The organism is Dyadobacter sp. LHD-138 (genome assembly GCF_030929615.1).
Taxonomy (GTDB): Bacteria; Bacteroidota; Bacteroidia; order Cytophagales; family Spirosomataceae; genus Dyadobacter.
Genome location: NZ_JAVFVU010000010.1, coordinates 201,282 through 215,740 on the forward strand (window position 1 = coordinate 201,282; position 14,459 = coordinate 215,740).

Consider the following 14,459-nt stretch of genomic DNA (forward strand, 5'->3'; position numbering starts at 1 on the left):
AATTAAATAATGGTTGTTCAGGAATATGGAAAAGATCTATATTGTTACATTGGATATGTTGACAGTGATCATGGCAGGAACCCTCTATAAATAAAGTATATAGCTTTGTCATCAACGGTTTACTCATCCCTCTTTAAGGCTATTACGATTTCATCCGGAGCATTGCTGCTGGCAACTGCTTCTGTGGATCAAAAAGAATCAACTGCGGAAGCTTTTGCAGACTGGGCGATTTTAGCCGATACGCTCGGCGACACAACACGTAAAAATGTTGATCGTTCAGGAAATCAGCTGATCATGCGTTGGAAAGATTATTATTCCAACAAATTTGCGCAGCCCAGACCTCGTTCTCCTTTTTATTTAAAGGATCCGGCCAATATTTCCACCCATATCTTATTGGACAGCAGCGGTAAAATTGCTGTCACAGAGGATATCCAGACACCTAACGGGAATCTGGATTTTCGTGCGCCTGAAACAATGGACATGGAAACCTATGACAAGGAATCGGAGGACCGCGCTTTCAAGAGTCTTTTGCGAGAATATTCGTCCAGACAAGATGGCAAAAGCGCTATGGGGGCACGTGGACTTTTACCCAAGCTGGACGTTCCGCCAGCGCTTTCAAAAATTCTGGGAGATAATTTCCTCGACTTCAAGCCAACCGGTTTCGTCGCGCTTGACCTTGGTGTGATGCACCAGTTTATTGACAATCCTGCCCTTCCGATCCGTCAGAGAAGTAATACCAATTTCATTTTTAATGAGCAGATCAGTATCAACTTCAATGCAAATCTTGGCGACAGACTGGGCTTTCTTACCAACTTTGATACGAAGGCAAGTTTTAACTTTGAAAATGCTTTAAAGCTTAATTATAAAAATCCGGAAGAGAGTTTTTTAAGAAAAGTAGAGGCCGGTAATATCAACTGGGCGATCAATAGTCAGCTTATTCCGGGTGTTCAAAACCTGTTCGGTTTAAAAACGGATTTCCAGTTCGGAAGGTTAAGTGCAACGTTTGTCGCTTCGCAGCAGCGTTCCAGTAAGGAAAGGATCGTTTTGCGTGGCGGTGCCCAAAATCGGGAGTTTGAAATACGGGTTGATAATTACGACGAAAACCGGAACTTTTTCCTTTCGCAGTATTTTCGCAGCAAATATGAAAGCGCTTTAAAAAATACCCCTCAGATCACATCCGGTGTTACCATTACGCGGATGGAGGTGTATGTTACCAATAGAACAACCACGACGGAATCTTTACGTAATGTGGTTGGGTTCACGGATTTGGGCGAGCCAACGCCGCATCAAACGGGAAATCCAAGTCTTCAGCCTATCAGGTCCAATCAGCCGGCGGATAATGCCACGAACGGTTTGTATAAAAAGCTAACCGATAACCCTGGTTTTCGTCAGGTTGACAATACCAATTCCTCCGTTACGGGTTTTGGATTTGAAAAAACCGTGGACTATGAATTGTTGAGAGGGGCGAAAAGACTGGTGCAAGAGCGGGAATATACCTATCATTCGCAATTGGGATATATTTCTTTAACAACGCCGTTGAGAAATGACGAGATTCTTGCAGTTGCTTACGAGTATACTTATAATGGCAGATCTTACAAAGTCGGGGAACTCACCGAAGATTACCAAAACCGGAAGGATGACGAGGTTATCGCTTTGAAATTGATCAAATCATCCACGATCAGGAACAATACAAAGTTGCCAATGTGGGATCTGATGATGAAAAACGTGTATTCATTGGGAACGAGCTCCATTGACAAGACAGGTTTTCAGCTGAGAGTAATTTATAAAGATGACCTTACCGGGATTGACAATCCTAATTTGCAGGAAAGTAACCTGGCCAATATCCCGTTAATCCGTGTCATGGGCCTTGACCGGCTGAACCCGGTGAACGATTTACAGCCGGACGGTAATTTTGACTTTGTTGAAAACGTAACGATCGATACCAAAAGCGGCCGCGTTTTCTTCCCAGTGTTGGAACCTTTCGGATCTAACCTGAACGCCCGGATTTCAGAGGATACTTACCGCAAAAAATATGTATTTGACGAGCTGTATCGCACGACAATGATCGATGCGCAGCAAGTAACGGAGCATAACAAATTTTATATCAAAGGGTCTTATCAGTCGAGCGGCGGAGCGGAAGTTTCCTTGCCTTATGGTGTTTTGGAAACATCAGTAACGGTAACTTCCGGAGGTGTTCCGTTGGCGGCAGGCTCTGATTATATCGTGGAAGCGCAGATTGGTCGTGTGCGTATATTGAACAGCAGTGTCATGAATTCGGGACGTGAAATCGTAATCGAGTATGAGCGCCCGGATATGTTCCAGAACCAGATTCGTACACTCCTGGGTACACATTTGGATTATGTTGTGAACAGGGATATCAGTCTGGGAATGACTGCCATTCGCTATCGGGAGAAACCCGCTGGATTTTTAACCCGTGTTGCCTTAGGAAATGAGCCGGTTAATAACACGATGCTTGGTTTTAATATCAACATTCGTAAAAATGTGCCTTTTCTGACGAGATGGTTGGATAAGTTGCCTTTTTTGCAAACCAAGGAAATGTCGAGCATTCAGTTTAAGGCTGAGTTCGCGAAACTATTCCCTGGTGTTTCAAAAGAAGTAAATAACAGATCTCTGATCGATGATTTTGAATCGACACGTACCGTTTATGATTTAGCCCGTCAGCCGCAAAAATGGAGACTTTCTACCGTACCGGCAGCATACCGTCAGGGTTTTGATGGTAAAACTTTGGACTATGGTTTTAAAAGAGCTAAAATTTCAGCCTATGTGATTGATAACCTTTTTGGAGGTTCGGCTGGCTTGGGCGGAAGTGCCCAATCTCCTGGCAATATCACCGACGAAGACCGCCAGAATGTATACGAAAAATTATACCTGCCCAGAGATATTTTCCCCAACAGATCGGTTTCCGGGTTAATTAACTACCCGCAAAATGTATTGGATATTGCGTATTATCCTACGGAACGCGGTATTTATAACTATAATACGGATCTGGATGTCAATGGACGCCTGAAAAATCCAAGGCAGAATTTTGGTGGTTTGAGCAGAGCTATCACATCGGATAATGATTTTGACAATGCCAACATCGAAAGCATCGAGTTCTGGATGCTCGATCCTTTTGTGAAAGGTAAAAACGGAATTGTGCGTGACGGGTCTGGCCCTGGAAATGAAACCAACAACACAACCGGTGGTAAACTTGTTTTCAATTTGGGAGATATCTCAGAAGATGTGATTCCTGACGAACGCTACAATTTTGAAAATGGACTACCTCTAACGAATAAGGTCGTTGGTGAAAATGTTGAGCAGACGGTTTGGGGACAGGTTACAAAGTCGCAATATCTGATCAATGCTTTCAGCAATGAAGCAGGAGCCCGCCAGAAGCAGGACGTTGGTTTGGATGGGTTAAGCAATGAAGAGGAAAGAGCTTTCTTTAAAAGCTATCTGGATCGTTTGCCGGCTAATATGACGGCGGAAGCCAAGGCTAAAATCATGGCGGATCCATCAGGAGATGATTTTAAATACTTCCTCGGAGAAGAACAGGATCTTGCCGATTTGAAAATCCTTGCGCGTTACAAAGATTATATCGGGATGGAAAATAACTCTCCCGAAAGTGCCGGGAATTCGGCGACGGTGACACCTGCTTCAAGCAGCATACCGGATGGCGAAGATATGAATGTGGATAATACCATCAACGACAATGAAGCTTACTACGAATATTCGATAGATTTGAAACCTGATCAGATTAAAGTTGGAAACGGCTTTGTCGTGGATCAGACCGTTACAAAAAGCGAGAACGGTGAAACACAGAATTGGTATCTGTTCCGTGTGCCAATCAAGGAATTTACCGGACAGGTTGGAACAATCAATGGCTTCAAATCCATTCGTTTTATGCGGATGTATCTGGCGGATTTTCAACAGCCGGTAGTGCTTCGTTTTGCGCAGCTTCAGATGATTGGTCAGCAGTATCGTAAATACACTTATAACTTAGATGCGGGCGGATTACAGGAAGTTCCTGAGCCTTATGACGCTAAATTTACAGTGGGAACTGTAAGTATTGAAGAAAACGGACAGGCAGCAAGCTCGCTGAATGCAGAGGCCAAGAAATATGTTTATCAGCTGCCTCCGGGGTGGGAACGTGATCAGGATTTTACGCAAAGACCGAGTTTGCAGTTGAACGAACAATCCATGAGTCTTTGCGTGACAAACCTTCGTGATGGTGATTCAAGAGCTGTTTTTAAAAATGTCAATCTTGACCTTTTGTTCCGTAAACGTCTGCGTATGTACATCCACATGCAGAACGACGACAATGAAAACGGCATGGTCGGTGCGTTCATGAGACTGGGTACGGATCTTACACAAAACTATTACGAAATTGATATTTCAGGTTTACAATCCACGCGGGAGAATGTTACGATACGGGAAGAGATCTGGCCTGAAAACAATGAATTGAATATTGCACTGGCTGATTTGATTCGGGCAAAATCGGAAAGAAATAAAGCCATTGATAAAAATCAGAGCGTGCCGTACACCATTACAACAGCAGATGGAAGGTATAAGATCACTGTAGTCGGGAATCCTGATTTAAGTGCAGTGCGGGTGATGATGATCGGTATGCGCAACCCGAAATCTAAGGACGAACGGGCGAAAACCTTCTGTATCTGGACCGACGAAATGCATGCGGAAGGTTTTGACGAAACAGGCGGATTTGCAGCGATTGCGCAGCTTAATGCAAAACTTGCAGATTTTGCTACGGTTACGGCTTCCGGGCGACTTGAAACTTTCGGATTTGGCAGTGTGCAGCAACGCATCGGGGAACGTTCAAGAAACCTGAGCACGGAATATGGTTTTTCTTCCAACATTGCCGTTGACAAGTTGTTGCCGCAGCAGTGGGGATTCAGTATTCCGTTGTTTTTAAGTTATGATCGCCGGAACGTTAAACCACATTTTGATCCGCTTGATCCGGACACGCCTTTGTCAACTTCTTTAAGTAATCTGCGCTCGGATGAAGAAAGAGATGGTTACCGGCGACTCGTTGAAGAAAATGCCGTGCGACGCGGGATTAACTTCTCCAATGTCCGGAAAATTAAGACAAAACCGGGAGCTCGAAATCATTTCTATGATTTTGAAAATTTCTCCTTTACCTATGCTTTCAGTGACGATACCCGACGCAATATCCTAACACAGGAATATTCTCAGCGGATGTATAAGGGTGGGATTTCTTACATATACAGCAGTCAGCCGAAACCATTTGAGCCCTTCAAAAAGATGCAGGCAACAAACCGTTACGCTGAATTTATCAGAGATTTCAATTTGACACTTCTGCCCAATATGGTGTCTGTGAGAGCCGATGTTGACCGCCGGTTTGCAAGAACACAGCTTCGGAATTCTGACCTTACGACGGAAGGCATGACGCCGATGTTTGAAAAATATTTCTGGTTTAACCGCTATTACGATTTTGGCTGGAATCTAACCAAAAATATGACCCTGATGTACAATGCGTCGGCCAATGCGATCATTGATGAACCGCAGGGTGATTTGAATAATTCACAAAAGAAAGACTCGCTCTGGAGTAACTTTAAAAAGCTGGGGCGTATCAAAAACTTCGATCAGAAAATTAAGCTGACCTACCGTTTGCCACTGGATAAAATTCCGGCGCTGGACTGGATGACTGCTGACTATTCACATGCGATCGGATACAATTATCAGGCCAATGCTTTCGGATTGATGGATGCCGATAGTCTGCCTTTTGGCGATATTATCCGGAACAGCCGGGAAAGAGGTGTGACGGGGAAAGTCGATTTTGTAATGCTTTACAACAAGCTGCGTTATCTGAAATTTGCGAACACCCCTTCGGCGCAGCGTAAGAACTTTACACGTAGTCCGGGTGATATCGAAGATATTGATATGCGCTCAACGGATATTTTGAAAAATCTGACCCGTGTGCTGATGACCGTACGTGGAATCAATGTCAGTTACTCGATTCAGGAAACCACGGCACTTCCGGGATATTTGCGTGCGCCAAAATATTTTGGACTGGATAACGCCAACGCACCTGGTCTGGGTTTTGTACTTGGGCAGCAAGACAGGAACTTCCAGACGAAGGCTGCCGCCAACGGATGGATTACAAAAAGCAAGGAACAGAATCAGCCGTTCCAGCAAACGATTGCCAAGAATTTTGCAGCCAACACTTCTCTGGAACCTTTCAAGGATTTCAGGATGCAGATTGAAGTGAGGTTGACAAGACAGGACGCCTATCAGGAATTTTACAGACCGGATTCAACGGGTAATTATGCGCATCAGAATCCGCTGCGCAATGGCCAGTTTAGCATGTCGTTCATGTCGTTCAGAACGGCTTTTGCCAAGATCAGAAAGGATAATTCTTCACCGGTTTTTGATAAGTTCAGGTCTTATCGAGCCGTCTTGCGTGATCGGTTGAATGCCGAAAACGGCAGCGGTGGAGAGTACAACGAAAATTCTCAGGATGTGCTGATCTCGTCATTCTTTGCAGCTTACACGGGAAAAGATCCGAAGACGGTTCGTACCAATCCGTTCCTGAAATTCCCGATGCCCAACTGGGATATCAATTATGACGGGTTGTCAAAAATTCCTGCGTTTAAAAGATTGTTCAGTAGTTTCACGGTGAAGCATAAATATGTGTCAACCTACAGTGTTGGTAACTTTACGTCGAATCTGGATTACGAAGCCTTGTATGTGAACCTTGCGGTGACGGGCTATCCATTGTCGTCCAAGACAAACTATCTGGGACAATATGTACCGGTATTTTCGATGAGTACGATTACGCTGTCGGAGAAATTTGCTCCGTTGGTTGGGGTGAATTTCCGTACACAAAGCCGGATTACGGGAAGTATCGACTACAACCGCGACAGAACGGTAGCGCTGAATCTCTCGAACGCTCAGGTTGCTGAACTCTTTAATCAGGATTTGACGGTGAACATTGGTTTTACAAAAAATAATGTTCCGCTACCGTTTAAGATTAATGGTGTGAAGAAAAAACTGAAAAATGATATGACCATGCAGCTGGGTTTGACTTTCCGTGATACGCGCCACATTCAGCGCAAGTTTGACGGGGAAAACATTCCTATTGCCGGTAACATCAACTTCCAGCTGCACCCAACGATCAACTATGTTATCAACAACCGGCTAAGCTGCCAGTTCTACTTTGACAAAACATTTAACGACCCGTTGGTGTCCAATTCGTTTTATCGTTCAAGTACTTCCGGCGGCGTTCAGTTGAAGTTCAATCTGGCAGAATAAAATTTCGATTTGGAAAATACAAAGTACATCCTGTAATTTGCGTCTGAAATACGTTTCAAAACTTACTCTAATTATATCATGAATTTCCCTTCAGAACTAAAGTACACAGAAGATCACGAATGGATCCGTATTGAAGGAGATACGGCATTTATCGGAATTACAGATCACGCTCAGAAAGAATTGGGTGATATCGTGTATGTAGATATTAATACAGTTGGGGATTCACTCGAAAAAGGGGAGGTCTTTGGCTCAGTTGAAGCTGTGAAAACAGTTTCTGATTTGTTTATTCCTGTTGCAGGAACGGTAACGGAAGTGAACGACGAGTTGGATAGCGAACCTGAATTGGTAAACGCGGATCCATACGGACGCGGTTGGATGGTTAAAATAACTTTGGCAAATCCTGACGACATGGATGGATTACTTTCTGTTGAAGATTATAAACAATTCATCGGTGCCTGATGAAAGCATTAAAGCTCCGAAGGGAGCTTTTTTTTTGCTTGTTAAAAAGATGATGTTTTAATAAAAATGAATGATTAGGATAAAGCGGACGGATTGTTTCCTTTCACTTGTTTACTTAAAAAATTCATGTATTGCGGTCACAACAATTTATGAAAGTATTAATTCGATCAGTTCGAATCATTGATAAGAATTCGCCTTTCAATGGGCAGATTAAAGACATATTGATCCGGGATGGAAAAATCAGTGAGGTAGGCGACAGCCTGGCTGATGAAGGAGCGTTGGTAAAAGAAGGGAACGGATTGTGCGTGTCGCCGGGATGGGTTGATATGCGGGTAGCGTCCCGTGATCCTGGTTTTGAACACAAGGAAGATCTGGATTCGGTCCGGACTGCGGCCGCACACGGAGGATTTACGGAAATCGTGTTACTTCCTAATTCTGAACCGGTCGTTCACAGCAAGGATACATTAAACTATATCAAAAATTCAGGCCGGGGAGGTTTGGTTGCGTTGCACGTTGCGGCTTCTATTACCAGAAAAGCACAGGGTGTGGATTTTACCGAAATGATCGATCTGCATACTGCGGGTGCTATTGCTTTTACAGATGGCGAACATCCGGTGCAGAATGCAGACTTGTTTCTGAAAACAATTCTTTATTTGCAGCCGCTGAATGCGCTGCTGATGAATCGTCCGGAAGACAAACAACTGACTGTTTTTGGCCAGATGCACGAGGGCGTCACCAGCACGCTGATTGGTATGAAGGGAATGCCATCGCTCGCCGAAGAAATGATGCTGAACCGTGATTTGAAATTGCTGGAATATGCACTGGAAAAATCTGCGTTCCCGCTGACAGGACAACCGATGCTGCACGTTTCGCTGGTTTCTACAACAGAAGCTGTTGAGCTTATTCGTGAGGCAAAGAAAAAAGGGTTGCCGGTGACCTGCGATGTGGCAGCTCATCAGCTTGCTTTCGAAGATAAGGACCTGCTTGATTTTGATACAAACCTCAAAGTAAATCCACCTTTCCGTGCGTCCTCAGATCATGAGGCAATTCGCCAGGGATTATCGGATGGTACGATTGATGCGATTGTATCGGATCACAATCCGCATGATGAGGAATGCAAGAATCTTGAATTCGATCATGCTGACTTTGGTATCACAGGCTTGGAAACCGCGTTTTCGCTGGCTGTCATGCATAGCGGACTGAAAACGGAAGATATTGTTGAGAAATTTACCACGCAGCCGAGACATATATTGAGGCTGCCGGAAGTTACTATTGGTGCAGGTTCGGAGGCCAATCTTACGTTCTTTGAACCAGAATCCGAATGGGTTTTTGATAAAACGTATTCAAAATCAAAAAATACACCATTTCTGGGGCAAAAGTTAAAAGGCGCCGTACGCGGTGTTTTCAATAACAGCCGTCTGGACTGGTATTAAGTTCATTTCTGAATGACAGATAAACTTACCGGGTCTCCGGTTTGTTAATCTGTCATTCTATCATTATTTATCATGAAATCAATATTAGCGTATTTTGACAAGCCACTTTTAAAAGTATCGCTTGTTTTTGGTCTTATTACCGGCATTCTTGCTTTTGCTTTTTTTCTCGGATTGTATGCATTAAAGATCATGCCACTTGGCAATATCAGGGCGTTTGATATGGGCGTATTTATCATTCTGATATCCGGCGCATGCTGGTATTATAGAAAAACATATGGCAACGGTTTTTTACATCTTTGGGAGGCGCTGACAATGGGCTATGTTATTACCTGCATCGCTGCGATTTTGAATGGATGGCTGATTTATCTTTTCATTACACACATCGACCCAAGTGTATTTGCAGACTATATTACCACCGGTTTAGAGTTGTTAACCAATAACCGGAAAGACCAGTTGAGCTACCTCAGCGAATCGGAATTTATGAAACTGTATAACGAGGTTCGGGATAATGACCCTTCGATTGTTATAAAAAATGAAATCAGCCAAAAGCTTCTCTTGGCAATTATTCCAATTCTGATTATCACGCTGATTTTCAGGAAGCAAGACTATGGCGTATTTCATAATAAATCCTAAATTTGTCAACAACCAGTTTTAAACCCATACTCACCTAAACTCGCAAACCAATACCTATGGAAGAACAAGCTTCTAGCGCACGCACCGCAGTTAAATACGGAATTCTCACCTCAGTAGCCATCATCATCTACACAACCATTACCAATATTTCGGGACAGTCTCAAAACAAATGGCTGGCGATGTTGTCCTATGGCATATTGATTGCGGGTATCATTTTGGCGATGAAAGAGTTCCGGGAAAACAACAAAGGATTTATGGGTTATGGCGAGGGGTTAGGTTTGGGAAGTATGGTATCGGCCATTTTAGGTTTCTTTGCTTCCATGTTTTCGATGTTCTACATCAAGTTTATCGATACAACGATCAGCGCTCAGATTCTGGAAAAAGCAAGGGCGGATATGGAGGCACAGGGACTGGACGATGCACAAATTGATCATTACATGGAGTTATCGCAAAAATTCAGTTCGCCGGGCATCATGTTTGCTGCCGGTGTTTTTGGATATCTCTTTATTGGTTTTATATTTTCGCTGATCATCGCTGCCGTGCTGCGCCGCGAAAAGCCGGTTTTTGAATAAGGTTTTTTAGACGGTAGTCGTATAGATTGGTCAGGGTTTTTCATTTTACTTTTTTATAACAAAAGGTGTTTGCAATTTTTCAAAAAGAGATTGGCAGTTTTTTTAATTCCCTCGTGGCCTACATGGTCATGGCAGTCTTTTTGATCGCCGTGGGGCTTATCGTATGGGTTTTTCCGGATTCCAATGTGCTGGATTACGGTTATGCCGACCTGAGCTCTTTTTTTAGCCTGGCACCTTATGTGCTGCTGTTTTTAATCCCGGCCATCACCATGCGCTCGCTTGCAGAAGAAAGCCGGACGGGCACACTTGAATTGTTATTGACAAAACCAATCCGTAACTGGGAACTGATCCTGGGGAAATTCTTTGCCAACTGGATCCTGGTGTTATTGACGATCCTGCCCACGCTACTTTATTATTACAGTATCTCCAAATTGGGAAACCCCGCCGGGAATATTGATTCCGCCGCTGTTTTTGGCTCTTACATTGGTTTATTTCTTTTTAGCGGGGTTTTGGTGTCCATGGGGATCTGGTCCTCGTCCCTGAACGAAAACCAGATCGTCGCTTTTATACTGGGCGTTTTTCTGGCCTTTATCTGGTACATTGGTTTTGGGGCTGTTTCTTCCCTGCTTGGGAGCGGCTTTGCAGCCGATATTTTCTCATGGACGGCACTGGATGAACAATACCGTGCGCTGGGCAAGGGTTTGATCGATTCCCGCAATGTTATTTACTTATTGAGTCTGATGGTTTTCTTCCTTTATCTGACCTACCAGCGCGTGGCGCTTCTCCGGAAATAATTAATTCCGATCATCGAACCAAGATTATACAACTGATCTTTACGCACTGATTTTAAATGCTATTGCGGATGTGGGCAATAAAAAGGCCTGGTTGTACCTGCATGGGCCTGTTATGTCGGTTCTTCTTCCATGTTTCTCATATTCTGTTTATTCTTAAACGAGCGAATTGATCCAAAAAACTGCTTTTCACGTATATAATGAAAAGCACACTAAGATGGTCAATGCATCAAGCTTATCGATTGGGGCCGCACCGCCCGGGTTAGAAATTATTTCGCATGATGGTAAAAGGCAGGTATTTATATACTTGTCGGTTAACCAGATCTTGGGAAATTTTATTAGCTTGCCAATAAGAAATGTTAAATTAAATGTTAAGCGACTCTTGGCGACTAGCAAAGTAAAATATTCGGAAGATGAACTGGTGGCAGCGCTCAAAAGAAATGAGCGGGTTGCTTTTGAATTCCTCTACGATCACTACTCCGGGGCATTGTTTAATATCATATGCAAAACATTGCATGATGAGGAACGGGCTGCGGATGTTATGCAAGAATCATTTTTGAAGATCTGGAAAAACATAGCCTCGTACAATCCGGAAAAAGGACGATTGTTTACATGGATACTGAATATTGCCCGTAATGGTGCAATTGATGCCGCCCGTGTAGAAGGCAGGAAGCCGGTCATGGATGATATCGATGATCGTGCCGCTCTGAATGAGCCGGATACGAGTGAAGAATTAAGTGCCACGAGTTCCGAAATTAAATCAATCGTAAATATGCTTCGGCCCGAACGAAAGATCCTTATTGATATGGCCTATTTTCAGGGCTATACCCATGAAGAAATTTCCGAAGAATTGAAGATTCCGCTAGGAACAGTGAAATCCAGAATCCGAACCGCATTACAAGAGTTAAAACAATACTTTGCAGTATGAATATCCAAGCCTACATAGAGTCCGGTATATTAGAGGAATATGTATTGGGCAGCGTTTCTCCCCAGGAGAAGCAGGAAGTGGAGTGTATGTCTCATATTTATCCCGAGATAAAGGAGGAGTTGATGCGCACAGAAAGCGCTTTGGAGCAGTATGCGCTTATACATCAGACACCGCCACCGGCTTCTTTAAAAGAAATGCTTTTTGCTCAGATGAATTTCGATGAGGTTACAGAAGAACCTGAATCTGCTGCGTCTGATGTTACGGAACCGGTTAAAATTGTTCTGGGAAATGACGATGATACAATTAAGAAGTTGCCGGTTGAAACCGATTTTAGCGCTGAGGAGAAACCTGTCACGGTGATCTATCCTTCATGGGCTAAATTTGCTGTGGCTGCTTCTATTCTTTTTGCGGTGTTGTTTGGCTGGTCTGCCATGCAGAACGCTGGCATGAAAAAGGAGAAAGATGATTATGTCCTGCGTATGGAGGCGATGCAATCGGACATGGAATTGTTAAAAGAAAATGCTGCATATAGCCAAACCTTAGCCAGTTTATATAGAAGTCCAGATATGAAGGTGGTAAGAATGGCCGGTCTGGATAAATCTCCTGAAAGTTCGGTAGCGGCGATATGGGATACAAAAACCAATGATGTTTTACTGGATGTACAAAAGCTACCGGCAGCACCCGAAGGGAAGCAGTATCAGTTGTGGACGATCGTGGATGGGAAACCGGTTGATATGGGCGTCCTGGATCAGGAGTTCACCAAAAAGGTCTTGAAAATGAAACAGGCGAACCCAGGTGCCGTTGCCTTTGCGATCACGCTGGAAAAAACAGGGGGAAGCCCAAGTCCTACCATGGAAGATATGTATGTGATGGGTGAAGTTTGAAATTGTTTTGATGTAATTTGCGATACTTAATATTTTAAATAACAAAGTACGGGTGCCCTTGTTGAAGCTGGACTTCAATAAGGGCATTTTTCGTTTCCGATAGGATTATTTACCGCGCTTCTTCATAATTATAATAGCATATTCCTGCAAATGTTAAATTTATAGAATATTATTGGGTCGAAAACTTGACTACTTAATAATTATTTACTTTTTTTACATGAAACAAAGTAAAGTAAGATATCAAGTATTGGTTATTTTAATAAGATTCGATTACAATGCAACCTGACGATTACCTAAAATTATACAAAGACACACTACTGGACAACGTAATCCCGTTCTGGTTGCAGCATTCGGGAGACGAGGCGTTTGGAGGATATTTTACTTGTCTTGATAAAGAAGGTAAGGTTTTTGACACGGATAAGTTTATCTGGCTGCAGTGCCGTCAGGTCTGGTGTTTTTCAATGTTGTATAACAAAGTTGAGAAAAAGCAGGAATGGCTCGATTTTGCTTTACAGGGCGCGGCCTTTCTTGAAAAAAATGGCCGAGATGAAAACGGTAACTGGTATTTTTCGGTGAATCGGGAGGGGATCCCACTAACCCAGCCTTACAATATATTTTCAGATTGTTTCGCTTCTATGGCTTTTGGTCAGCTATTCAAGGCGACGCAAGAGCCTGAACATGCTAAAATTGCCGTTGATACTTTTCACAGCATTTTAAACAAAAAAGATAACTCAAAAGGTGTCTATAATAAGAGTTTTCCAGGAACGCGCCCGTTACAGGGGTTTGCCCTTCCGATGATCCTTTGCAATCTGGTACTTGAAATAGAACATTTACTGGATGCCGATCTGGTGGAAACGACGATTCAAAATGGTATTGATACCATCATGAACCAGTTTTACCGGCCTGAGCTGGGTATTATTCTTGAAAATGTAACGCCCGACGGAAATTTTTCGGATTCGTTTGAAGGCCGCCTGGTAAATCCGGGTCATGGGATTGAAGCCATGTGGTTTCTGATGGACCTGGCAGAACGGGCGGATAACAAAGCGCTGGCCCAAAAAGCAATGGAGATCACGCTGAATATTTTGGAATACGGCTGGGATAAGCAGCATGGCGGAATATTTTATTTTCTGGACGTCAAAGGTGCGCCGCCACAGCAGTTGGAATGGGATCAGAAGTTATGGTGGGTACACGTAGAAACCTTAATCAGCTTATTAAAAGGTTATCTGCACACCGGTGATGAAAGATGTTGGACCTGGTTCGAAAGAGTGCACGAATATACCTGGACGCATTTTGCAGATCAGGAACACCCGGAGTGGTTTGGTTATCTGAACCGTCAGGGCGAAGTATTGTTACCTTTGAAAGGCGGCAAATGGAAAGGCTGTTTTCACGTTCCGCGCGGGCTGTACCAGTGCTGGAAAACTTTGGAAGCCATTGTCGCTAAAAAATTATCAGAAGTCCAATATTCATAA

The 14,459-nt window shown here is 43.5% G+C and carries 9 protein-coding genes; all 9 read left to right on the forward strand.

The window, feature by feature from the left end; translation table 11 throughout:
• Positions 1-105: 105 nt before the first annotated feature.
• Positions 106-7,290, forward strand: coding sequence for a cell surface protein SprA (gene sprA, locus RB622_RS09595; RefSeq protein WP_308046329.1), 7,185 nt, complete (start codon positions 106-108; stop codon positions 7,288-7,290).
• Between the two features lie 78 nt (positions 7,291-7,368).
• Positions 7,369-7,749 (forward strand): glycine cleavage system protein GcvH, encoded by a 381-nt coding sequence (gcvH, locus tag RB622_RS09600; protein WP_308046330.1) that lies wholly within the window; start codon positions 7,369-7,371, stop codon positions 7,747-7,749.
• A gap of 149 nt (positions 7,750-7,898) precedes the next feature.
• Complete coding sequence (locus tag RB622_RS09605) at positions 7,899-9,182, forward strand: dihydroorotase (RefSeq protein ID WP_308046331.1); 1,284 nt, start codon at positions 7,899-7,901, stop codon at positions 9,180-9,182.
• 72 nt (positions 9,183-9,254) lie between these two features.
• Complete coding sequence (locus tag RB622_RS09610; RefSeq protein ID WP_308046332.1) at positions 9,255-9,815, forward strand: DUF4199 domain-containing protein; 561 nt, start codon at positions 9,255-9,257, stop codon at positions 9,813-9,815.
• Between the two features lie 56 nt (positions 9,816-9,871).
• On the forward strand, positions 9,872-10,387 hold the full coding sequence (locus tag RB622_RS09615; protein WP_308046333.1) for a DUF4199 domain-containing protein: 516 nt from the start codon (positions 9,872-9,874) through the stop codon (positions 10,385-10,387).
• A 65-nt stretch (positions 10,388-10,452) separates the two neighbouring features.
• Positions 10,453-11,181 (forward strand): gliding motility-associated ABC transporter permease subunit GldF, encoded by a 729-nt coding sequence (gldF, locus tag RB622_RS09620; protein ID WP_308046334.1) that lies wholly within the window; start codon positions 10,453-10,455, stop codon positions 11,179-11,181.
• Positions 11,182-11,395: 214 nt separating this feature from the next.
• Complete coding sequence (locus RB622_RS09625) at positions 11,396-12,106, forward strand: sigma-70 family RNA polymerase sigma factor (protein ID WP_308046335.1); 711 nt, start codon at positions 11,396-11,398, stop codon at positions 12,104-12,106.
• Positions 12,103-12,990 (forward strand): anti-sigma factor, encoded by an 888-nt coding sequence (locus tag RB622_RS09630; protein ID WP_308046336.1) that lies wholly within the window; start codon positions 12,103-12,105, stop codon positions 12,988-12,990. Before RB622_RS09625 ends, RB622_RS09630 begins: the two co-directional genes overlap by 4 nt.
• Before the next feature lie 275 nt (positions 12,991-13,265).
• Positions 13,266-14,459, forward strand: coding sequence for an AGE family epimerase/isomerase (locus RB622_RS09635; RefSeq protein ID WP_308046337.1), 1,194 nt, complete (start codon positions 13,266-13,268; stop codon positions 14,457-14,459).